Here is a 24,196-nt window from a genome sequence, read left to right as displayed (position 1 = left end):
AAATGCTAAAAAGGTTTGAATAACATATTCAATCCCTCATTCATGCTGGGGTGGGTGAAAATGAAGTCCCGCAGGAAATGGTAACGCTGTCCCGTTTTCATGATTGATGCTACGGTATTGATTACTTCTGGTGCATCGGCACAAAGTAGGGTACAACCCAGAATCCGTCCGGTATGGATGTCTACAATAGCTTTGAGCATACCGTCTATGCTGTGTAGCGTACGGGCACGTGGAATCATGGCAGCAGGGATACGTGCCACATGTATGGAATAACCGTTCTTCATCGCTTCCTCTTCCGTCAGTCCTATATGTGCCAGCGGTGGGTCGGTGAAAATGGCAAAGGGGATTGGATACCGGTCTTTTGTACTCCTTTTTTTGTTTTCAAAGAGTTGATTACGGATGATACGGAAATCATCGATGGACAAGTAGTCGAACTGTTCGTCTCCTTTTACGTCCCCCAGGGCCCATACGTGTGGGGCTGTAGTCCGTAATTGGTTGTCGACAACGATGGCTCCCCGCTTGTCTGTTTGTATACCCGCTTTTTCCAGATTCAGCTCTGCAGTCATAGGCTTGCGACCGATGGCTACCAGCAAGGCATCTCCTTTCAGGTAGTAGGGAGTGCCGTTTGCACTGTCCGTATAGGTCAGAGTTATTCCTTCGGCTGTGTCGTACACGGATTGGACACGGGCGTTCAACCGGACATTGATACGCTTTCGGTTCAATGCTTCCAGCATGGAGGCGGCAATGTCGCGGTCCACTTTAGGCAGAAAGCGGTTTCCCGCTTCCAGCAGTGTGACATGGCTTCCAAAGCCTGCATACATAGTGGCAAACTCCAATCCGACAGCACCGCCGCCGATGACGAGCAGGTGTGCGGGCAGTTTGTTCGATTGCAGCAAGGTCTCACTGGTATATACGTACTTGCTCTCCTTGAGTCCGTCGATGGCAGGCAGGATAGGGGTGGACCCGGTGTTGATGAATATCTCTTTTCCCTCAAGAATCGTTTCGTCCTTGCCGGAGACTATACGGATTGTATTTTCGGACAAGAAAGAAGCAGTTCCGTCATAGAGGGTTATATTAGGCTTGTTTTTTACATTTTCATAATTTTTCTCACGCAGGAAGGATACAAGCTTGTCTTTCCGCGCCACGGCAAGTGCATACAGTTTGGACTGGTTCTTATAATCGTCATAGTATCTTTTTTCCGCATATTCCGATTCGTGAATCAGAGCTTTGGTAGGGATACATCCTACGTTTACACATGTTCCTCCGTACATCTGAGGGGAACGTTCCACGATGGCTACTTTCCAATTCCGTTCGGCCAGTTCGGCGGCCAATAACTTGCCGCCCTTGCCGAATCCTATTATGATGGCATCATATTGTTTCATTTTAATATCTCTTAGTTAAGTGTTTAGTAAAATGAAAACAATATGTATCGGCCATTTGTTCGGACGCCGGGTTTAGCAGATGCTTATCGTTCCAGTTCGCGGAGGGAGTCCATTTTCTTCTTTTCAAGGAATTCGTAGATGCCGCTCAAGTGCTCTTTCACTTGTTTGTTGCCGAATTCATATACCTTGCTTACCAGTCCGTCCAGGAAGTCACGGTCGTGGCTGACGAGGATAAGGGTACCGTCAAAATCCAGTAACGCTTGCTTCAGGATATCTTTGGTTTTCATGTCCAGATGGTTGGTCGGTTCGTCCAGTATCAGCAGATTCACCGGTTCGAGCAAAAGCTTTATCATGGCGAGGCGCGTGCGCTCTCCACCGGAAAGCACCTTGACCTTCTTCATGGACTCTTCGGGGCCACCGAACATGAAGGCACCCAGCAGGTCGCGTATCTTGTTGCGGATTTCCCCTTTTGCCACATCGTCGATGGTCTGGAATACGGTCAGGTTCTCATCCAACAATGAGGCCTGGTTTTGTGCGAAATATCCAATCTGCACGTTGTGTCCTATCGTGAGGGTGCCTTCATGTTCTATTTCCTTCATGATGCACTTCACTAACGTTGACTTTCCTTCACCGTTCTTACCAACGAAAGCAACCTTGTCTCCCCGTTCTATGGTGAGGTTGGCATTCTTGAAGACCACATGGTCACCGTAACTTTTCCCTACTCCCTCCATGATGACGGGATAATTGCCTGAGCGGGGAGAAGGAGGGAATTTGAGGCGTAACGCTGAAGTGTCTTCTTCATCCACTTCCAGCAGTTCCAGCTTCTCCAGCATTTTTACGCGGCTTTGCACTTGCAGGGTTTTGGAGTAGGTGCCTTTGAACCGTTCGATGAATTCCTTGGTTTCGGCAATGAACTTCTGCTGGTCGTCGTAGGCTTTCTGTTGCTGTTCGCGGCGTTCCTTGCGGAGTTCCAGGTATTTGGAGTAGTTTACTTTGTAATCGTATATCCGTCCCATGGTCACTTCAATGGTACGGGTGGTGATGTTGTCTACGAATTTACGGTCGTGGCTGATGACGATGACAGCCTTTCCATTGCTGATAAGGAAATCTTCCAGCCATTGTATGGATTCTATGTCCAGATGGTTGGTAGGCTCGTCTAGCAACAGCACGTCAGGCTTTTGCAGCAACAGCTTGGCAAGCTCGATGCGCATGCGCCATCCGCCGCTGAAGTCACTGGTCTGGCGGTTGAAGTCTTCGCGTACAAAGCCCAGTCCGAGCAGTGCTTTTTCCACATCCTCCTCGTAATTGGTGGAGTCGATGGCATAGAACTTTTCGCTTAAGGCGGAGACATTCTCGATAAGTTCCATGTAGCTGTCGCTTTCGTAGTCGGTACGCGTTTCCAGTTCCTTGTTGAGGCGCTCTATTTCAGCTTCCATTTCATGCAGGTGGGCAAAGGCTTGCGCCGCTTCCTGGAATACGGTACGTCCGTCTTCCGTCATAAGGTGCTGTGGAAGGTAAGCTATGACACTGTCCTTGGGGGCTGAGATTTTTCCACGGGTAGGTTGTCTTACACCTGCCAGGATTTTCAACAATGTACTTTTCCCCGCTCCATTTTTACCCATCAGGGCGATACGGTCTTTTTCGTTGATAACGAAAGATATGTCACTGAATAAAGTAGTTCCGCCGAATTCTACGGCCAGTCCGTCTATAGAAATCATTATATATTTTTTTAATGAGCTGCAAAGATAGTGCAAATCTATTATTTTTTATATCTTTGCCCCTATATAAACAAAACGCATAGGTCATGGAAATAGAAAAAGTGTCAGGAGATTACCGTCCGCTTATTCTGGTTGCGGAAGATGATGATAGTAACTTTAAACTGATAAAGGCTATTATCGGCAAGAAATGCGAGATACTATGGGCAAAGAATGGTGAGGATATTGTAAATTTGTTCGAAGAGAATCGCGACAAGGCGGAAGCTATTCTGATGGATATAAAAATGCCTATTATGAACGGGCTGGATGCTACGGTGATTATTCGCAAGAAGGATAAGGAACTTCCCATCATCATGCAGACCGCTTACGCCTTTACTGCCGACCGCGAAAAAGCCTTGGAGTGCGGAGCCTCGGAAGTGTTGGTAAAACCCATCACTCTGTCTGCTTTGCGTACATGTCTGAGCCGTTATTTACCTAAATTAGTTTGGTAAGGCTTTACTGATAATAAAAAGGGAACCGGATGACTAAGTAATGAATATATCATCCGGTTTCCTTCTTTTTATTCTTGTGCATTGTCTTTTCTCTCTTCCATCTTCTTTTTTACAAATTCGATTTTGAGATTGGCTTCTTCCATATTCTTCTTTATTTCCGTCATGGATGACAGCAGTTGTGCCAGTTCGTAGACGCTGGCAAGGGCCTGGCGGTCGGCGGCAGTCATGGTGATGGAATAGGGACGTTCCCCTTGATAGTTGACTTTGATATTCTTGTCCTTGTTCAGATAAAGGAACCCCATGACGTTTCCGTCTTCTCCCAGTTTGAAGTCTGCCTTTTCAATCTTTTCACCGAGGTCAGTGGTTTCGTAGCTGTCTTTGGCGGCGGGTGTTTCGGCAAAGCTACCATCGGGAGCAGTGACTTTGACGGCCACATGGTGGATATTATGGGCTCCGCAATAAATGGAAGTCATGCTCATGACTCCGTTTTCGTCTACCTGGAAGCGAAGGAAAGAGCGATGCAGATTTTTTTCTATCACTTGGGAAGGATGAAGGTAATTGCCGATATTCTGGTATTCGGCATCTTTTTCAAAGGTGTATTTCCCTTTGATTGCATCGAAATCCTTTTGCTTGGCTTGAAGCATACTGTCCAGATAGACCAGGCTCTTTTCCTGCTCTTTCAGTTCCACTTCCTGCATCAGGCCGATGCCTGCACGGCGAGTTTCAAACGCTTTGGGATAGAGCATCTTGATGCTGTCAATCAGAATCTTCGCTTCATTGTAGTTGCCGAGTTCAAACGCTTCGCGGGCAGCTTGTAGTTTTTCACCGGCCTTCTTCTCCACATCTTCGCAAGAGAAGAGTGTACAGCATAGGCATGCAAGGAGTATTACTTTTTTCATATTTGTTGTTCTTGGAGTTAGAGTCCACAAAAATAGAAATAATATCTTTATCTTTGCAGCATTTTAATGTGCAAATGTGCTAATAGACCATTAACACATTTGCGTATTCATTACATTAGCGCATTATTTATGATAGATTTGACGGCAGAAGAACTGAAGCAATATTTTAGTGATGATATATTCAAGCGGATATCCGAAACGGCTGATGAATTGGGATTGGAATGTTACGTAGTCGGTGGATATGTACGTGATATTTTCCTGCAACGTCCTTCCAAGGATATTGATGTGGTGGTGGTAGGCAGTGGCATTGCCATGGCCGAGGCGCTGGGTAAGCGTCTGGGGCGTGGGGCGCATGTTTCCGTCTTCAAGAATTTCGGTACGGCACAATTGAAGTACTATGGTACGGAAGTTGAGTTTGTGGGTGCAAGAAAAGAATCGTATACACACGATTCCCGCAAGCCTATTGTAGAGGACGGTACATTGGAGGATGACCAGAACCGCCGTGATTTTACCATCAATGCACTGGCTGTTTGCCTGAACCGGGTGCGTTATGGCGAGTTGGTCGACCCCTTTGGCGGTATTGGAGACTTGAAGGAAAAGACCATCCGGACTCCCCTCGACCCTGATATAACTTTCAGTGATGACCCTTTGCGCATGATGCGCTGTGTCCGTTTTGCCACCCAGCTGGGATTCTATATTGACGATGAGACATTCGATTCTCTGGAGCGTAATCGCGAACGCATCTCCATCATCTCCAAAGAACGCATTGCAGACGAACTGAACAAAATCATCTTGTCACCTATTCCGTCTAAGGGATTCATTGAGCTGGACCGCTGTGGTCTGCTGGAACTGATATTCCCGGAACTTGTTAGGCTGCAAGGCGTGGAGACGCGCAATGGACGCGCCCATAAGGACAATTTCTACCATACGCTCGAAGTACTCGACAACATCAGCAAGAAGACCGACAACCTTTGGCTACGCTGGGCAGCTCTTCTGCATGATATAGCCAAGCCTGCCACCAAGCGTTGGGAACCCCGTGCGGGCTGGACGTTCCATAACCATAATTTCATTGGCGAGAAGATGATACCCGATATTTTCCGCAAGATGAAGCTCCCTATGAATGAGAAGATGAAATATGTGCAGAAAATGGTGAGCCTGCACATGCGTCCCATTGTGATAGCGGATGATGTAGTGACCGACTCGGCAGTGCGTCGTCTCTTGTTTGAGGCAGGTGATGATATAGACGACCTGATGACACTGTGCGAAGCCGACATTACTTCCAAGAATATGGAGCGTAAGAAACGCTTCCTTAATAATTTTCAGTTGGTACGCCAGAAGCTGAAGGATTTGGAGGAACGCGACCGTATCCGTAATTTCCAGCCTCCGGTCAGTGGTGAAGAAATCATGAAGACTTTCGGCCTTTCTCCTTGCCAGCAGGTAGGTGCCTTGAAGAGTGCCATTAAGGATGCCATTTTGGACGGCATCATTCCCAATGAATACGAAGCCGCCCGTGCATTTATGTTGCAACGGGCGGAGAAGATGGGGCTTAAGGAGTTATGAGTTATAAGTTGCATGTTATGTACCATGCGTTATAACTCATAACTTATAACTCTTCTTTTTCTACTTGGAACTTGCGGCTTACTTTCATCAGGTTGATGGTGTAGGTCACTACGTTCTGGGCTTCTTGTATCATAGTCAGGTATACCATGCTGACTTTGATGCTGCCGCTCTGGCTTTGGATGCGTTGCAGCTCTTCGCGTTTCAGGTGAGACAACTGTCCGTTGAGGTCGTTGGCTTTGCGAATCTCTGTTTCCAGTTCATCATAATTGTTCGTTTCCAGCTTGTGGCGGCATACTTGTAACAGATAGCAGATGTCTTCGGCTACGTCTGTAAATTCTCCTTTCTGAATGGCATCCAGCGGATTGAAGTTATTGTCTATGTGCTCTAAGCAAGGTTCGCAAAGACGGCCTACGCTGTACACCAGTTCGCTGGCAAAGTCGTTGCCTTGATAGTAATAGAGTCCTTTTTCCAGTACGGTATTGTTGTCGAGACGGCACATGGCAAGTGTTCCGGTACGCTTCATCTGCTTGATGAGTTGTTTTTCGAATTTTACTGAGCCCATGGCACGACGCAGTCCGCGTAGATTCTCGTGTAGGAAGGAAGTGACGGTACGTTCAAAATTCTCTTCTGTGAATTCCATAATCTTCACCAGTTCTTCACGGGTATGCTTGCGGAGCAATTCGATGACTTCATTGTTGTCCGTACTCTTCATCAACTGTTTCAGGGTCTCGTTGCCTTTTTCTTTCTCCTTGCGCTTTTTGTACATCACTTGGCTACGAATCAGCATGAAAACTGCCAGACCAATCAGTGCCAGGATGGCAACCGTACCACCGAAATGGATAATCAGTGCTACGAAGAAACAGATGGTGAACGCTGCTCCGGCAGTGATGAACCAACCGCCGATAACGCTGAGCACACCCGTAATGCGGAATACCGCCGAATCACGTCCCCAGGCACGGTCGGCAAGCGATGTACCCATGGCTACCATAAAGGTGACGTAAGTGGTGGAAAGGGGAAGTTTCAAGGAAGTTCCCAAGGCGATGAGCAGACCAGCCAATACGAGATTGACGGAGGCGCGAACCAAGTCAAAAGCGGCGCCGTCGGCTATGATGGCTTCATCCTTCTGGAAGCGTGTGTTCATCCACCGCTTGCTGCTTTCGGGCATCGTTTTGGATATTCCGTTAGCCAGGGTCATGCTGAAGCGTACCAGCGTGCGGGCTATCGGGGTACTTCCGAAGTTCTCTTCACCGTCATCCTGGCGGGCAAGGTCCACGGAAGTCTTGATGACATTGTGGGCTTTCTTGGATGTGCAGAGTGCATAGACCATGATAGCGCCTGCACCGATAAGGAAATACCACGGGGTTTTGGCTGCACCGAGGAGTGAGGACATCAGGAATCCGTCGGGGCCGGCGGCCGTACCATTGGCTGTATAGTCAATAAATGAGGAATATCCTGCGAGGGGGACACCGATAAAGTTCACCAAGTCATTGCCGGCAAAGGCAAGAGCGAGGGCGAAAGTACCCATCAGAACCACTACTTTGAAGACATTTATCTTGCACCAATGCAGTATCTGCATCAGTATGGTGAAGAATACAAAGAAACCGGTTATCAGCAATGCGGTATTGTCGTGTATCCATTGCTTGTTTTCAGGGGTCATGAATGAGCTGTCTTTCAGCCCCTTTATCAGCATGAAGTAGATGATGCTGGTGGCAGCTATACCACCGAATAGCGCGATGCTGTATTTCATGTTCTTCTTGTAGTTGAAGGTGAACACGATACGTGCCAGCCACTGTACCAGCATACCGAAGAAGAAGGCAATGGCTACGGATACAAAAATGGCCATGATGACAGAGAGTGCCTTGTCTGTATTGATGAGGTCGCCCAGTCCCAATGTATCGCTGTTATAGACCTTGATGAGCGCCAGTGCGAACGTACCTCCCAACAGTTCGAACACCATGGATACAGTGGTGGAGGTAGGCATTCCCATAGTGTTGAAGACATCTAATAGCACGACGTCCGTCAACATGACGGCAAGCAGAATGCACATGATTTCGGCAAAGTAGAAGTGCTCCGGTTGATAGATGCCGTGTCGTGCAATGTCCATCATGCCATTGCTGAGTGCCGCACCGATGAAGACGCCAATGCCTGCAATGAACAGTATGGTTTTGAAAGATGCTGCCTTTGCTCCGACAGCCGACTGAAGAAAATTGACCGCATCATTACTGACACCTACCACGAGGTCGAAAATCGCGAGTACGAACAGAAAGATGACGATACCCAGATAAATTGTTTCCATAGACATGTATTTTATTTCCGGCTGCAAAGGAAAGAGTTTGGTGTTGCAGAGAAATGTCATACATGTTACAGAAATGTTACAAAGCGATTGACGATTGATAATTGACGATTGATAATTATCGTTAATCGCTAATCCTTAATCCCTTGTTTCAAGTATTCGTAAAAGCTATATTGCGACCGTACCTTCTCCTTTTGCGGTCGTGACGACTTCCAGCGGTTTCGCAACCGGTCGTCCACGAAGCAGGCTTTCCGTTTGTCCGACAGTTGTATGGATAGCATATCGATGAGCTCTTGCTTCAAGTCCGGGTCCAGAATGGGGGTGACGGCTTCGATACGGCGGTACAAGTTACGCCGCATCCAGTCCGGCGAGCCGAGGAAGAGCTTGGGTGCGCCGCCGTTGCCGAAGTACCACACACGGGCATGTTCCAGAAAGGTATCCACGATGCGTGTCACGCGGATGTTGTGGCTGTACTCCTGCCCGGGGATGAGGCAGCAGATGCCGCGGACAATGAGGTCTATCTCTACACCGGCTTGCGAGGCTTCGTAGAGGCGGTCTATCATGGCGGGGTCTTGCAGGGCATTCATTTTTAGGATAATCCGTCCTTGCTTGCCTTGCCGGGTCAGTTCTATTTCGTGATTGATGAGGCGGTTCAGTTCAGGAATCAGGTTGAAGCGGGCCACAAGCAGGCGGTGGAACACTGGATTTTCCTTTCCCTGCAGAGTACGGAACAAGTTGTGCAGGTCGTTTACAATCACCGGGTTGCAGGTGAATAGTCCGCTGTCCGCATAGAGGGTGGCGGTCTTTTCGTTGAAGTTGCCGGTGCTGATGTAGGCGTAGCTTGTCAGTTTGCGCCCTTCCTTATCGCGGCGTAGCACGAGGGCTACTTTGGCATGTACCTTTAGTCCTGGTATGCTGAAAATGATGTTGATGCCGGCGGCTTTCATCATCTCGGCGGTGGCGAGGTTGTTTTCTTCGTCGAAGCGGGCTTTCAGTTCCACAAAGACGGTGACTTTCTTTCCGTTCTGTGCGGCGGCTATCAGGGTGTTGATGACGGTGGAGTTCTCTGCCACGCGATACTGGGTCACCATGATTTCGCGCACGGTGGGTTCGTGGACGGCTTCATATAGAAAATGGATGAAGTGGTCGAAGGAGTGGTAGGGATAATGCAGCAGCAGGTCCTTCTTCTCCACATAGCGGAAGATGGATTCGCGTTCGTCCAGGCAGGTCAGCTTCATGGGCTGGGGTTTCTTGATGGGACGTACGCTTTGGTTGGGATTGGGCAGATGCCGCAAATCCTCCATGTTGAGGTGCTTGTCTCCCGGCACCAGCTCCCGGCGGTCTATGCGGTAGGCATCTACCAGAAAGTCGAGGAAGTCCTGGGGCATGGCGCGGTCGTATACAAAACGGCACACGGCGCCTATCTTGCGTTTCTTTACCTTCTTCTTCACCTGCTCGATGATTTCGGAGGTATTGGCGGCATCGTCTATCAGAATATCCGCATCGCGTGAAATCTTGATGCAATAACTGCTGTCCACTTCATAACCGGGGAAGATGGTATCCAGATTGGCCTTGATGATGTCTTCAATGAACATCAGATAATAGTCTTTCCCCACCTTGGGCAGCTGGATGAAGCGCGGCACTTTGCTGTACGGCAGTTTCATCACGAAATACTGGATACGGTTTGGAGAACTGGCGGGAGCTCCTTTCAGATGAAGCCGTACGGCCAGATAGAGACGGTTGTCGCGCAGGAATGAAATCACCTTGTCCTTGCTTACGGGCACCGGGGCCAGATAAGGGAATATCTCTTCGCGGAAGAAGCTGCGCACAAAGTCGCGGTGAAACGGTTCTACGTTGCGGCTTTGATAAAATATGATGTGATGTTTCCGCAGGGCGGGCAGTATCTTCTGTTCGTAGATGCGGATACGTTCCTCCAGTTGGCGGTTGACTTCTTGGTTGATTTCATCTACCAGTTCGGCGGCAGACTGCATAGTCTCTTCATCGCTTTGCGAGGCTCCGGTGGCTATGGCCTTATGGTCGGCTACGCGTATCTTGTAGAATTCTTCCAGATTGGAAGAGTATATAGAAATAAAGTTGATGCGTTCGTATAGCGGCAATGTCTCGTCTTCCGCTTCCAGCAGTACGCGGTAGTTGAAGGAAAGCCAGCTGATGTCACGTTTGAAATATCTGTTTTCCATAGTTTAATGTGCTAAAGTGATTAATGTGCCAATGTGCTAATGAAGAGAAGTTCGCGGATGGTGCGCAGCCAATTAGCATATTGGCACATTATCACATTAGCATATTGATTTCTTTCCCAAATATAATTACCTTTGTCTTAATAAACAAAGGAAAGATGACAAAAGTTGGTTTATTATCGGATACGCATGGCTACTGGGATGAAAAGTACCTGCAATATTTTGAGGGCTGTGACGAAATATGGCATGCCGGTGACATCGGTTCGCTGGAAGTGGCACAGAAGCTGGCGGCTTTCCGTCCCTTCCGTGCCGTGTATGGCAATATTGACGGGCAGGAGATACGGCAGCTCTATCCGCAGATTCTCCGTTTCACGGTGGATGGGGCGGAGGTGCTGATGAAGCATATCGGCGGTTATCCCGGCAACTACGACCCTTCCATCAAGGGCAGCATTCTGGTGCGTCCCCCAAAGCTGTTCATCAGCGGGCACTCGCATATACTGAAGGTGAAGTATGACAAGACGTTGGATGTACTCCACATCAATCCGGGCGCTGCGGGCATTCAAGGTTTCCATAAGGTGCGTACGATGGTACGCTTTGCGGTTGATGGGGGAACGTTTAAAGATTTGGAGGTGATAGAACTTGCTGACCGATGATGTAGTTTGTTTATTTTCAATGGATTGTATTTACCGATTGCTTGCGCTATAGTGTAAAAGCCGTTACATGCTAATGTAAAGGTTGTTACGCTATTGGGTAAAGGCCGTTACACTATTTGGTAAAGGTCGTTACACGCTGAGGTAAAGACCGTTTCATCAAGGGGTGACGGCCGTTACGCACTGAAGTAAGCAAAACAATGTACCGGAGTAAGCAAAGCAATGAAGTAAAAAGATGAAACCAAGCCTTCACTTAATCGAATTTTTCCATTATCTTTGTACCCGAATAGCAAGTAGAGCCGTGGGGCATCGTCCTCCTTCTTATTTTATTCTCCATTTTGAAGTATCACCGAAAAAGAACTGAAATATGAAAGGAATTATTCTTGCAGGTGGCAGTGCCACTCGTCTCTATCCGTTGTCCAAGGCTATCTCCAAGCAGATAATGCCCGTCTACGACAAGCCGATGATATACTACCCGCTCTCTACACTGATGTTGGCGGGAATTCGCGAAGTGCTTATTATCTCTACTCCACGTGACTTACCCATGTTCCGCAAGCTGCTGGGAACCGGCGAAGAACTCGGTATGTCCTTTTCCTATAAGATACAAGAGAATCCCAACGGACTGGCACAAGCCTTTGTGCTGGGTGCAGAGTTCTTGGACGGTGGACCGGGCTGCCTTATTCTGGGCGACAACATGTTCTACGGTCAAGGCTTCTCCGCCATGCTGAAGCGTGCCGCTTCCATAGACAAGGGTGCCTGCATCTTTGGTTATTACGTCAAGGACCCCCGTGCCTACGGTGTAGTGGAGTTTGATGCCAACGGCAAAGCCGTCTCGCTGGAAGAAAAGCCTGCCAATCCTAAAAGCAACTATGCCGTCCCCGGACTGTACTTCTACGACTCCACCGTGACAGAGAAAGCCGCCTCCTTGAAGCCCTCTGCTCGCGGCGAATACGAAATTACCGACCTCAACCGTCTCTATCTGGACGAGGGCACGCTGAAAGTGGAGCTCTTCGGCCGTGGCTTTGCCTGGCTCGACACCGGCAATTGCGACAGCCTGCTGGAAGCCAGCAATTTTGTCGCCACCATCCAGAACCGTCAAGGCTTCCGCGTGAGCTGTATCGAAGAGATTGCCTGGCGCAAGGGCTGGATAGATGTAGACCAGCTGTATCGCTTGGGTGAACAGCTTGGCAAGACCGAATATGGCAAATACCTGATGGAACTGGCTGAATCGAAGCGATGAACTCTTTGTTCCCCAAAAAGAGAAGGAGAATAGTTCTCCTATAAAGGCCCGCTGACTTTAATTTTTAATTTATAATTTTTAATTCTCATGAAGACTTATCTCGTAACCGGTGCCGCCGGTTTTATCGGCGCCAACTATATTAAATATATCCTGGCAAAACATAATGATATTAAAGTGGTGATACTGGATGCCTTGACCTACGCAGGCAATCTGGGCACCATTGCCAATGACATTGACGATGAACGTTGCTTTTTTGTAAAAGGTGACATCTGCGACCGCGTGCTTGCCGACGAACTGTTTGCCAAGTATAAATTCGATTACGTAGTGAATTTTGCTGCCGAGAGCCACGTAGACCGTAGCATAGAGAATCCCCAGCTTTTCCTGATGACCAACATCCTGGGTACACAAAACCTGCTCGATGCCGCCCGCCGTGCCTGGGTCACGGGTAAGGACGAGTCCGGTTATCCCACTTGGCGCAAAGGCGTTCGTTACCATCAAGTGTCTACCGACGAAGTTTACGGCTCACTTGGTGCCGAAGGCTACTTCACAGAGCAAACACCGCTCTGCCCGCACAGCCCTTACAGCGCCAGCAAGACGAGTGCCGATATGGTAGTGATGGCCTATCACGACACCTATAAGATGCCCGTCACTATCACCCGCTGTTCCAACAACTACGGTCCTTATCACTTCCCCGAAAAGCTGATTCCGCTTATCATCAAGAATATTCTCGAAGGCAAGAACCTCCCCGTCTATGGCGACGGCAGTAACGTGCGTGACTGGCTCTACGTGGAAGACCACTGCAAAGCTATCGACCTGGTTGTCCGCGAGGGTGTGGAAGGCGAAGTCTACAACGTAGGCGGTCACAACGAAAAGACCAATCTTGAAATCGTGAAGCTGACTATTGCCACCGTCCGCCGCTTGATGGAGGAAGAACCCCGTTACCGTGCAGTGCTGAAGAAACAAGTAAAAGCCGCCGACGGCACGATTGACATCAGCTGGATAAACGAAGACCTTATCACCTTCGTCAAAGACCGCCTAGGTCACGACCAGCGTTATGCCATCGACCCCACAAAGATTACCAATGCCCTGGGCTGGTATCCGGAGACGAAGTTCGAGGTCGGCATCGTCAAGACCATTGAATGGTACCTGAACAACCAGCCGTGGGTGGAAGAAGTGACCAGCGGTGACTATCAGAAGTATTACGAACAGATGTATGGAGGTAGGGGTTAAGGTTTAGGGATTAGGGTCTAACCGCTAATCCTTAACCCCTAACCTCTCAATTCAGCGCCACCGCTAACAGTAATCCTAAGAACAGCATATTGCGCGACGTCTCGCCCAGTATGCTGTTCAGCTTTTTACCGCTACCTATCTGTATCATTTTGCGCCACGTCAGTGCGTGCATATAGAGATAGACGCAGGGAGCCCAGATAAATTCCAGCGGAGTCAGCTTGCCCGTGTAGACAAACCAGAAGCAGAGCAGCACGGCGGCGATGCCCAGTGCCAGATACATATTCTCACCGAACTTCTTGCCGTAGCGTACCACCAGCGTACACTTGCCGCTCACGGCATCCTGCTCGCGGTCGCGATAGTTGTTCACCATCAGCAAGGTGTCTATGGCGAGGCCACTGACGAGCGACAGCACCACCACATCCATATTCAGCGTATAGGCCTGCACGTAGTAGGTGCCGCATACGGGCACGAAGCCGAAGAACACCAGCACCAGTACGTCGCCCCAGCCCCGATAGGAGAGCAGCGTGGTATAGAGGAAAGCAAACAGTATGCACACCACGCCCAGCACCACCAGTTCCCAGCCTCCGTGGGGCAGCTGCCCCCAGACGGTGAACAGCACTGCCAGCCCTGCCAGGCACGACAGTGTCAGTGCGATGCCGATGCCGGTTTTCATGGCTGCCGGCGTAATCCAACCTTCGGCGCAGGCGCGCTGCGGCCCCAGCCGGTCTTCCCGACGGTCGGTCCCTTTCTGGAAGTCGAAGAGGTCGTTGATAAAGTTGGCGGCAATCTGCATGCCGCAGGCAAAGAGGGCGCACAGCAGGGCGGGTGCGGTCTTGAACTGTCCGTCGCTGAAGGCAAGGGCACTGCCCAGCAATACCGGGATGATGGCTCCCGTCAACGTCTTGGGGCGGGCGGCGAGAAACCATGCGTAGGGTGAATTCTGTTTAATCTCGTTCATCGTAGTTCCAATTTAGTTCGGCATCTGCCAGCAAAAATACTGAAAATCCCTATATTTGTACCCACTTATGATGAAGAAGTTAGTCTACATATCCATTCTTTCTCTGCTGCTCTTGTCTTCCTGCCGTTCCAAGCGGATGATTACCGTGTCGTTGCCGCAGTCAGTCATGCAGGCAGACAGCACGCAGCTTGGCGATACTATCGGGTTGCCTGCCCGCCTTTCGCCGATGTTCACCTTTGACCAGTCTGATTTGCGTAATGTCCGCCGCCAGCCGGCGAAGGGCGAGGTAAAGAAACAGCAGATAAAGAAAACGGCACCGGTACAAAAGGTAATTGTGCAGCGAGGTACAAGAATCACATCGAAAACCACCCACGTAGGCTCGGCCTATAAGGGCGTCAGCCGCATTAAGACGTACGACTTCACGCATCGCGACGTGCCTGCCGCCTTCGAGGGCTTCCGCATCGCCTTTGTCTCCGACCTGCACTACAAAAGCCTGCTGAAGGAGGAGGGATTGAAGGACCTGGTCCGCCTGCTCATAGACCAGAAGGCCGACGTGCTGCTGATTGGCGGTGACTTTCACGAAGGCTGCCAGTACGTGCCGCCCGTCATGGCTGCCCTGGCGCAAGTGAAGACGCCGTTGGGCACCTATGCCGTGCTTGGCAACAATGACTACGAGGCTTGCTATGACGACATCGTGCGCGAAATGAGGCATTATGGCATGCATCTGCTGGAGCATAAGGTGGACACCCTGCGGCGTGGCGGTGAGCGGATTCTTGTGGCGGGCGTGCGCAATCCTTTCGACTTGGCCAAGAACGGCACATCGCCCACACTCGGCCTTTCGCCCGACGATTTCGTAATCCTGCTGACGCATACGCCGGACTATGCCGAGGACGTCCCGGTGACAAACTCCGACCTCATTCTGGCCGGACACACGCATGGCGGGCAGGTGACGCTGTTCGGGCTTTATGCACCGATAGTCCCCTCGCACTACGGGCAGCGGTTCCTCTCCGGGCTGAAGTACAACTCAAAGAACATCCCGATGATTGTCACCAACGGCATCGGCACTTCGCAGAAGGCCATCCGCATGTTTGCCCCCGCAGAGGTGGTGATGATTGTGCTGCACCGGCTGACGGACTGATTTATTCTTCGGGCATCAGCACCACTCCCAGTTTCTTCTTGCCATCCATCTTTACCACCATCGGCTGGTGGAAATGTACATGCCGCAGGTACTTCGTCTCGTGTACGGCAGGCTGTGCATTCAGGAATTCCTGGTTGTATACGCCGTCATTCATAAAGGCGTTGATGGTAAAGTATCCCACTCCAAAGGAGGTCAGGTTCTGGAAGAAGTGGGTTCCCTGGCTGGGGTCTACCCGGTAGTTGGTTAGTCCGGCTTCCACTATCACGCGGGCAGCGCTGATGTGCGGCCACTTCACGGGGATGCCGAGCCAGGTGTCACTGCTACCCCAGCGTCCGGGACCTACAAGGACATAGTTGCGGCCTTCGTCTAGGAACTGCTGGTTCAGCTTCTCTATCTCCCAGGCAATCTCCTGGTTGTGGGAGGCACTATAGTCGTCTGTCTTCACATAGATAATGTCATGTATCTCGTTCATGATGCCATGTCCCAATGAGTTGTTGGAACGGAGCAGTACCTGGTTGTCTGGAATAGCGGTAAGGTCTTCATCCAGCATCTCCTTGGTGTCGACTATCGGGCGGATTTGCAGCAGGTAGAAGGTGCCGGTTTTGTCCTTCTCGCGGCTCATGGTGGCGGCAAACTCTATCTCTACGGGACGGCGCATCTCCTGCTCTCCGTATTTCAAAGCCAGTTGCAGGATGCGTGGCAGGGGGAATACGTCGTGTTGCAGGATGTTGGCAAAGGTGATGACTTTGCGTCCGCCGGGATAAAGCCCGTCGCGGATAATCTGGTCGTAAGGGTCGTAGGTGGAGGCTATGTAGTTCAGTGCTCCGTCCTTTTCCGCTTCTTTGACGTGCAGTTTCAGCAGGTTGAAGCCGTCGTCGATGGAGAAGTCGTGACCGGCATTGCGCAGGTCGAGGGCATAGAAGCGGGTCTGAGTCTCTTTGAGGGCAATCTCCATTTCGCTGGTTTGCAGCACCTGGTTGGGGTGATAGGGCGAGAAGCGGAGCGTCATGCCACCGTCCACGATGTATTTACCTAAACCGAGCGCCAGATTGACGATACCTTCTTCTGCCTTCTCGTCGCCGATGGGGTAGTAGTTGAGCGAACGTGCCACACCGGACATGCTGGGGTAGTAGCGGTCACCATACTGGTTGCCCACTACCTCTTGCAGGATGACAGCCATCTTTTCCTGGTCGATAACGTTGCTCGTTGCCTGCATGTATGCCTTCGAGTCGCGGAAGTAGACCGAAGCATATACTCCCTTGATGGCATCGCTCAGCATGCGCAGCATCTCGTACTTGTCGTCCAGATAGGGAATCATGTAGGTGTTGTAGATGCCGGCGAAGGGTTGGTAGTGCGAGTCTTCCAACAACGAGGACGAACGGATGGCAAGCGGCGACTTCACCACGTCGAAGAAGGTGAAGAAGTCCTCCACCAGGCGGTCGGGCAGCTTTGCTTTGAGGAAGTAGCGCAGGATGACGTCATCGTCGGCATCGGACAAGGCTATCTGATACAGATTGTTGGTATCCATAAACTCGTCGAACACATCGGTACAGAGCACGATGGTCTTGGGGATGGCGACACGGGCATTCTCAAACTCTTCGAACTCGGGGTGATGCTTCACCAGGTTGTCGATGAAAGCCAGTCCGCGCCCCTTGCCTCCCAGCGAACCGTCGCCAATACGGGCAAAGTTGGAGTATCGGTCAAAGCGGTCGCGCCTGAAGACTGCCACTACTCCCTGGTTTTTCATCTTGCGGTATTTCACGATAGCCTCGAAGATAATTTTACGGTGGGCATCCACGTCTTGCAAGCTATTCCAGGTGATGGGCCGCAGGAACTCTGCCACGGGAAACATGGCACGCGAGTAGAGCCAGCGGCTGACGTGGTTGCGGCTGATGTGGTAAAGGAATGATTCTGCCGGAACAGCAAAAAGAATGTTCTGCAGCTCTTTGAGATTCTTTACGCGGGCAATCTCTTCCAGCGTGTTCGGGTTGCGGAAGATAAAGTCGCCGAAGCCGAAATTGTCTGATACAATACGGCGCAGGTCCACATCCATCTTTTTGGAATTCTTGTCGATGAAGGCGGCATCGTATTTGGCTGCATACGCTACGTTGTCCGATTCGCTGGACTGTATGATAAGGGGTACAAACGGGTCTTCCTTGCGGATGGCGGCACAGAGCTTGATACCGGCCAGTCCGTCCTTCTCGCCCCGTTCTACGCGGGGGAAGCGTACGTCGGTGATGACACCTAATATATTATTCTTATATTTTTGGTAGATGCCAAAGGCTTCTTCATAGGTACGTGCCAGTACAATTTTGGGACGTCCCCTCATGCGCAGTGTGCGCTGGTGGGCATTCAGTGCTTCGGTAGAGAATTCCTGGCTCTGCTTCAATACGAATTTATACAGATTGGGCAGGATGGAGGAGTAAAAGCGGATGCCGTCTTCCACCAGCAGGATGAGCTGCACACCCACTTCGTTGACGTCGTGCTCCAGGTTCATCTTGTCCTCTATCAGCTTGATGATGGAAACCAGCAAGTCGGTGTTTCCCAGCCAGCAGAACACATACTCAAAGGGACTGAGGTCTTCATTGGCAATACGCTTGGTGATGCCGTGGCTGAAAGGGGTAAGTATCACCATCGGAATCTGTTCATACAGGTTTTTGATGTATCGTGCCACGTCGAAGCTGTCGTTGTCTCCCGTGCCCGGCATGCAGATGATGAGGTCGAAAGAGATGGAGGACAGCTGTGTCAGCGCCTCCTCGCAAGTGGAAACCTGCGTGAAACGGGGAGGGTAGCGCAAGGAGAGCGAAGTGTATTCATTGAATATCTTTTCGTCGATGCGGCCGTCATCTTCCAGCATGAAAGCATCGTAAGGATTGGCTATCAGAAGGACGTTGAAAATGCGCCGTGTCATGAGGTTGGCAAACTGTGTGTCCTTGAAATAGAGCTGGTTTAATTTGAACTTACTGAGCATGGCTTCTCATGATTTGTTGGTTTCGGAAGGCAAAAGTAATAGAAATCGAACCTATTCGGATAGTTTTTCGACCGTTTTTTTTATATTTATGCGTAATATTGCATCCGAAAAACAATATATGACCTATGTCTGCTCCATATCCGTTTCCATATAAATCCGTTGCATGTACATTTCTGCTGTTATGGGTGTTCGTTTTTTTGTCCGCTGACTTGTTTGCCGGTTCATTCCGCACCTTGGGTATCAAGGAGGGATTGGGCAGTCGGCAAGTATTCCAGATAAACAAGGATTCAGCCGGATTTGTCTGGGTGTATACTCATGTCGGGATAGATCGTTATGACGGGAATGAAATCAAGCATTACAAGCTGGACGGAATGGTTGATTCCAGGGACAATATCCAGTCTTCCACTACCATGATGTGTGATAAGGAGGGTATTGTCTGGGTTGCATTGAAGAATGGAAAAATCTATGCATACAACAAACTGACGGACTCTTTCCAATTGCGTGTGGACTTGGCCGATTACCTGCCTTCTCCGGTATTGTATAATATGCTGTTTGATGACGAAAACCGTTTGTGGTTGTGTATGTCGAAGGGGCTTTATTCTTGGGAAGAAAGTGCAGGACTGTCTTTTGCCGGATTGAAGGGGCAATCTGTCCGTTGCATGGTCCAAATGGAAGATGAAGTGTTTTTTGCAGGCACCGACAAGGGTGTCTTCCGGCTGACGAAGGCAGGAGCGGCAGGTTCTTCGTCTTTTGAGACGAGGCCGGTTGACCTGCATACAGAGATGCATGTGGAATCGCTCTATGTCTTCGGAGCGAAGCTGTTCATCGGTACCTTTTCAAACGGCGTATTTGTGCTTGACGGTCCCGAAGGGCAAATACATTCCTTGAATGACCGGATTCCTCATGTGCCTATCCGTTCGTTTGCAAGGACAAAGGATAATTTGCTGCTGGTGGGAGCCGACGGTGCAGGTGTTTTTTGCATGGATGTCGCTACCGGAGAACTTTTGAACCATTATATGAATAACGGGGATGATGACAAAAGCTTGAGTGGTAATACGGTATCCGATATTTGTGTGGATGAATCCGGAGTTGTATGGATTGGCACTTCTACGAATGGCATCAGCTATCTGGATCCGGAGATGCCGGATGTCTATAGAATCAGGCACGAACGCAATAATGATAATTCCCTGAAGTCGGACCATGTAAATGTGATGTTTCAGGACTCGGAGGGAGATTATTGGTATGGTACAAACAACGGCGTCAGCCTCTATCAACCTCGGTCACGCAAATGGACCCACTATCTGGACGGTACGGAATATAGTGGCAAAGTGGTATTGGCACTTGCCGAAGACTCCGGGGGAAACATCTGGGTAGGTGGCTATGGTATCGGTGTCTATTGTATTCATAAACAGACCGGACGGGTACAGAAGAAAGAGAAAAGAAATGCACATCCGGAGAAGGGAATGGCCACCGACTATGTTTATGCCATTTATGCGGAAGGGGATTATGTCTGGTTCGGTGGTATTGAAGGAGAGTTTACCCGTTACGATATACGGACGGATACTTATACATATTACCCGATTGATTGCATAGGTGACATAAAGCCGGGTAAGGGGGGCTCATTACTGATTGCCGGTTGCAGCGGGTTGGCCGTCTTTGATAAGAAGTCGGGAGACACGCAGTGGCATCAGACGTTTGGAGACATCTCTCTGCATTATCCTATCCGTTGCCTGATGCAGTCCTCATCCGGTGATATTTGGCTGGCGACAGACGGGGAAGGCCTTATACGTGTTGGTCCGGATGGGAAAGAGGTGCATGCATATACCGTAGATGACAATCTGGTTTCCAATTCCATCAATAGTCTGCTGGAGGATAACGAAGGGCGTATCTGGTTCAGTACGGAGAAGGAATTGTATTGCTTGGATTGTTCCCGGGATATTATCATCAGTGCCAATGATTTTTTGGATGTCAGCTGGGGATATTACAACCCGAATGCTGCCCTTAAGTTGAAGAATGGATGTCTTGCTTTCGGTACTGCAGAAGGGGTTCTTTCCTTTCTCCCGTCTTTGGACTTGGGGACTCATGCACCCGTTGAGCTGATTCTGACAGACTTTAAACTGCTTTATGAATCGGTCAAAGCGGGAATGAAAGGCTCTCTTTTGCAAACGAATATCAATGATACCCGGAAAATAGATTTGAAGTATAATCAAAACTCCTTCTCAATTTCCTTCTCTGCCATCAACTTTGCAGTCCCGCATCGTATCAGATATGAGTATAGGCTCGAAAATCACAATGAAGAGTGGGAACACTCCAATTCAGTGCGGAACGTGAGCTATATGAATCTCTCGTCCGGTAAGTATGTATTCCGCTTGCGGGCATTTGATAAGTACACCGGGCAGCAGGTGGGAGAAAGAAGTCTGGACATTGTCATTCATAACCCTTACTGGGTTTCGTGGTGGGCGCTGCTCCTCTATTTCATCTTGTTGTTTGTCTTTGTCTGCATGTTTGTGCAGTATAGGAGGCATAAGGTGAACGAGGGGCGTATAAGGGACAAGATACGTTCCTTTATCAGTATAGCCCATGATATCCGTACACCGGTTACTTTAATAAAGGCTCCGCTGAGCGAGCTCGAAGCGCAGGAGGGACTTCCGGAGCAGGGTAAGAAAACCGTTGCGGTGGCAATGAAGAATGTGGAAAAACTGATGGGAATGATTACTCAACTGCTTGAGTTGCAGAAAACGGAACTGCATGCCGAGGAGTGTCTGAAGGTTTCTCCATACGACATTAAGGCTTATCTGGAGGAAAAAATGGCGGAGTTTCACTTAGCTGCCATGCAGAAGAGCGTCGGGATAGAGTTGGAGGTGGAGCCGGATATGCCCAAGGTTTGGATTGACCGGGAGAAGATGGATCATATCATAGACAATCTGCTCTCCAATGCCTTGAAGTATACAGAGAAGGGAGCCATCCATATACTGGTGAAGACTGCAAGAAAGAAATGGACTATTGAAGTGAAGGATACGGGCATCGGCATTCCGAAAGAGGAGCAGGGCAATATCTTCCACGAATATTATAGAGCCCAGAATGCCATGAACTTTGAGGAAACCGGTTCGGGCATCGGTCTGATGATTACGCGCCGCATTGTGAAACAGCATCACGGCACCATCTCTTTCAGTAGCGTGGAAGGGCAGGGAACTACGTTTACGGTAACTTTCCCGCAGAGGATAAAGGCGAGCGTGGCGGTGGAAGCGAAGGCTGACGGCCGGGAAGAAGCTCAGGCCGCTACCGGGGCTGTGCATGAAGAAACGGAACGTGCCGGGAAGAATGTCCTTCTTCTGGCGGAGGACGATGCGGATATGAGGGAGTATCTGGTGGACAGCTTGTCTTCCGAATATAAGGTAGTTGCCGTGCCCGACGGCGGAAAGGCATTGGAGACGGCAAGGGAAATCAATCCTGATATCATTATCTCGGACATTGTGATGCCGGTACTGGAAGGTGATGAATTGTGCCGGATTCTGAAATCATCGGTAGATACAAGCCATATACCTATTATATTACTGACCGCACTGAGTGAGAGGGAAAATATCATCTTCGGACTGGAGGCCGGTGCCAATGACTACATCATCAAGCCTTTCGACTTGTCTGTGCTGAAAGTGCGTATCAGGAATATTCTTCAGAATAGGCAGCATTTGCGCGAAACCGTGTTGGCGATGGATGCGCAGCCCGAAGAGACAGACTATACCAGCCAGTTGGACAAGGAGTTCCTGGACAAGGTTATGAAAGTGATTGAGGAGGAGTTGTCCGATTCGGAATTCTCCATCAATGACTTCTGCCGGATGCTGGGCATGAGCCGCACTTCTGTCTACAATAAGATAAAGACGCTGACCGGGCAGGGACCGAATGACTTCATCCGCATTGTCCGTTTGAACAAGGCAAAAGAGCTGCTGGTTTCCCGGAAATATTCGATAGGGGAAGTGGCGAATATGGTCGGATTTTCTGACCCGAAATATTTCAGTACATGCTTCAAAAAGCAGTTTGGTACCAGTCCCAGCAAAATTTAGAGCCATGAAGACTGCTTTTGAACCACCGCTGACAAGTATTAAACCTTTTTTGTCAGAGAATAAACCCTTGTCTCCCTGATAGTGCGTAATATTGTGGACAGTAAACAATATTAAAAAACGCATATAAAAAATGGAAACGTATTTAGGTCTTGATTTAGGAGGCACGAAGTTGCTGATTGGCGAAATGGATAGCCGTGGCAACATTTTGAGGTATAAGAAATATGACTCCGGTTACTTTAATCAGCAGGCTGCGCTGGAAATCATCAAGTCGTCGCTCGATGATTATATCCGTACCGTGGGCTGGTATGACCAGAAACCGGTAGCGATGGGTGTTGGGCTGATAGGGCGTGTAGATCCCAACGAAGGTGTCTGGCTGCAGATTGACCCGAGCAGGACACAGCGGATTGAGTTGGCAAAGGAACTGTCGGATATATATGGCATGCCTTGCCATATAGACAATGATGTGAAGAGCGCTACAAGAGCCGAACGCGTCTGGGGATTCGGACAAATTTCCAAAAACTTTATATACGTAAATGTAGGTACAGGCATTGCCGTGGGTACGGTGATAAATGGGAGACAAATCCGTGGCAGTCATTTCAATGCCGGCGAAGTGGGACACGTGCGTGTAGGTGTGAACATAGGCATTAAATGCGGTTGTGGACGGATGGACTGTGTGGAGGCGATTGCTGCCGGCATAGGTTTTGACAATTGTGCCCGTCTGCTCCGCAACCAGTATGAGACCGGCCTGCATATTCCGGCTGAAAAAGGGGAACGGGTGATTGTGAGTGAGGTGTTTGCACTTAGTCAGAAAGGTGACCCTCTCTGTACGGTGCTGGTGGAGAATGCAGCTGAGGCGCTTGCCAATCTTATCATGAATCTGGTACGTGTGATTGACCCGGACACGGTGGTGTTGGGTGGAGGCATTGTGGCCGACGGATATATGCACGAGAAGATTCTGGAGAAACTTCATCCTACGACCATGCGTTTTGTCAGCAACGGGGTTGTCATTACGAAACTGAATCCCGGATTTATCGGGCTTCTGGGGGCCGGCGCGGTGGCGATGAATATGTGATTAGGAATTAATGATTAAGAATTTGTTTTGAAATGCTTAGAAAAATCTCTTAAGGAGTATTTGTATAAATGCCACCGTTACCATTGCTTCTGCCGTTTCCGTCAGGAATTCGTAATCAATAGTGAGCCTTCTATAGTTTTCCAACCATGAGAAAGTCCTTTCAACAATCCATCGTTTAGGTACTACATTGAATTTTCTGGGGTTTTCTTTGGGTCTGAGTACAACCTCCAAGTCCCATCCGAACTTTTGTTTTGTCCACATAGCCAAATCCCCTTGATAACCTCCGTCAGCAAGTATCTTGCAGAGTCTTGGGAATTTGAAGGCAAGCTTTTCCATTGTGGGCA

Annotated in this window: 16 protein-coding genes; 8 read left to right on the top strand and 8 right to left on the bottom strand. The window is 49.6% G+C overall.

Translation table 11 applies throughout. The features are described 5' to 3' along the window. Nucleotides 1-5: 5 nt before the first annotated feature. Nucleotides 6-1,382, bottom strand: coding sequence for an FAD-dependent oxidoreductase (locus tag CSD97_RS06200; RefSeq protein WP_005833075.1), 1,377 nt, complete (start codon nucleotides 1,380-1,382; stop codon nucleotides 6-8). Nucleotides 1,383-1,465: 83 nt separating this feature from the next. After that, on the bottom strand, nucleotides 1,466-3,100 hold the full coding sequence (locus CSD97_RS06195) for an ABC-F family ATP-binding cassette domain-containing protein (RefSeq protein WP_005827062.1): 1,635 nt from the start codon (nucleotides 3,098-3,100) through the stop codon (nucleotides 1,466-1,468). An 86-nt stretch (nucleotides 3,101-3,186) separates the two neighbouring features. Here CSD97_RS06195 and CSD97_RS06190 point away from each other — a divergent pair, with 86 nt between their 5' ends. After that, on the top strand, nucleotides 3,187-3,588 hold the full coding sequence (locus CSD97_RS06190; RefSeq protein ID WP_005827060.1) for a response regulator: 402 nt from the start codon (nucleotides 3,187-3,189) through the stop codon (nucleotides 3,586-3,588). A gap of 68 nt (nucleotides 3,589-3,656) precedes the next feature. Here CSD97_RS06190 and CSD97_RS06185 read toward each other — a convergent pair whose 3' ends face one another. Continuing rightward, complete coding sequence (locus CSD97_RS06185) at nucleotides 3,657-4,487, bottom strand: hypothetical protein (protein WP_005827058.1); 831 nt, start codon at nucleotides 4,485-4,487, stop codon at nucleotides 3,657-3,659. 129 nt (nucleotides 4,488-4,616) lie between these two features. Here CSD97_RS06185 and CSD97_RS06180 point away from each other — a divergent pair, with 129 nt between their 5' ends. Beyond that, the gene (locus CSD97_RS06180) at nucleotides 4,617-6,047 is read left to right on the top strand and encodes an HD domain-containing protein (protein ID WP_008664002.1); all 1,431 of its coding nucleotides are present in this window, start codon (nucleotides 4,617-4,619) and stop codon (nucleotides 6,045-6,047) included. 43 nt (nucleotides 6,048-6,090) lie between these two features. On the opposite strand, the gene CSD97_RS06175 is transcribed toward CSD97_RS06180, so the two are convergent. Together CSD97_RS06175 and CSD97_RS06170 are read right to left on the bottom strand one after the other, a co-directional pair. Then, a complete protein-coding gene (locus tag CSD97_RS06175; protein ID WP_034522753.1) occupies nucleotides 6,091-8,343 on the bottom strand; it encodes an inorganic phosphate transporter in 2,253 nt (750 codons plus the stop codon). 128 nt (nucleotides 8,344-8,471) lie between these two features. Beyond that, nucleotides 8,472-10,538, bottom strand: coding sequence for an RNA degradosome polyphosphate kinase (locus CSD97_RS06170; protein ID WP_098032117.1), 2,067 nt, complete (start codon nucleotides 10,536-10,538; stop codon nucleotides 8,472-8,474). A gap of 155 nt (nucleotides 10,539-10,693) precedes the next feature. Here CSD97_RS06170 and CSD97_RS06165 point away from each other — a divergent pair, with 155 nt between their 5' ends. The 3 genes from CSD97_RS06165 to rfbB all read left to right on the top strand — a co-directional run bounded on the left by CSD97_RS06165 (nucleotide 10,694) and on the right by rfbB (nucleotide 13,655). Further along, a complete protein-coding gene (locus CSD97_RS06165; protein ID WP_005827049.1) occupies nucleotides 10,694-11,188 on the top strand; it encodes a metallophosphoesterase family protein in 495 nt (164 codons plus the stop codon). Nucleotides 11,189-11,552: 364 nt separating this feature from the next. Then, nucleotides 11,553-12,425 carry a glucose-1-phosphate thymidylyltransferase RfbA gene (gene rfbA, locus CSD97_RS06160; RefSeq protein ID WP_098032116.1) on the top strand — a complete coding sequence of 291 codons (873 nt, stop codon included), beginning with the start codon at nucleotides 11,553-11,555 and terminating at the stop codon, nucleotides 12,423-12,425. Between the two features lie 87 nt (nucleotides 12,426-12,512). Further along, on the top strand, nucleotides 12,513-13,655 hold the full coding sequence (gene rfbB, locus CSD97_RS06155) for a dTDP-glucose 4,6-dehydratase (RefSeq protein ID WP_005827045.1): 1,143 nt from the start codon (nucleotides 12,513-12,515) through the stop codon (nucleotides 13,653-13,655). A 46-nt stretch (nucleotides 13,656-13,701) separates the two neighbouring features. On the opposite strand, the gene menA is transcribed toward rfbB, so the two are convergent. Beyond that, nucleotides 13,702-14,613, bottom strand: a complete 912-nt coding sequence (gene menA / locus CSD97_RS06150; RefSeq protein ID WP_005827044.1) for a 1,4-dihydroxy-2-naphthoate octaprenyltransferase — start codon at nucleotides 14,611-14,613, stop codon at nucleotides 13,702-13,704. 70 nt (nucleotides 14,614-14,683) lie between these two features. Between menA and CSD97_RS06145 the strand changes: the two genes are divergently transcribed. After that, complete coding sequence (locus tag CSD97_RS06145; RefSeq protein WP_165859891.1) at nucleotides 14,684-15,751, top strand: metallophosphoesterase; 1,068 nt, start codon at nucleotides 14,684-14,686, stop codon at nucleotides 15,749-15,751. A 1-nt stretch (nucleotide 15,752) separates the two neighbouring features. Here the strand turns inward: CSD97_RS06145 and CSD97_RS06140 are convergent, their stop codons facing one another. Further along, nucleotides 15,753-18,722, bottom strand: coding sequence for a PEP/pyruvate-binding domain-containing protein (locus CSD97_RS06140; RefSeq protein WP_098032114.1), 2,970 nt, complete (start codon nucleotides 18,720-18,722; stop codon nucleotides 15,753-15,755). Between the two features lie 125 nt (nucleotides 18,723-18,847). Between CSD97_RS06140 and CSD97_RS06135 the strand changes: the two genes are divergently transcribed. Together CSD97_RS06135 and CSD97_RS06130 are read left to right on the top strand one after the other, a co-directional pair. After that, complete coding sequence (locus CSD97_RS06135) at nucleotides 18,848-22,780, top strand: two-component regulator propeller domain-containing protein (RefSeq protein WP_098032113.1); 3,933 nt, start codon at nucleotides 18,848-18,850, stop codon at nucleotides 22,778-22,780. A 130-nt stretch (nucleotides 22,781-22,910) separates the two neighbouring features. Then, a complete protein-coding gene (locus tag CSD97_RS06130) occupies nucleotides 22,911-23,852 on the top strand; it encodes an ROK family protein (protein WP_005833057.1) in 942 nt (313 codons plus the stop codon). Nucleotides 23,853-23,888: 36 nt separating this feature from the next. Here CSD97_RS06130 and CSD97_RS06125 read toward each other — a convergent pair. Then, on the bottom strand, nucleotides 23,889-24,196 hold a 308-nt coding region (locus tag CSD97_RS06125; protein WP_143272413.1), incomplete at its 5' end, for a transposase.

The sequence above is a fragment of the Bacteroides sp. AR29 genome (assembly GCF_900217715.1).
Classification (GTDB): Bacteria; Bacteroidota; Bacteroidia; order Bacteroidales; family Bacteroidaceae; genus Bacteroides; species Bacteroides uniformis.
This window is presented reverse-complemented; position numbering and strand designations above follow the sequence as displayed.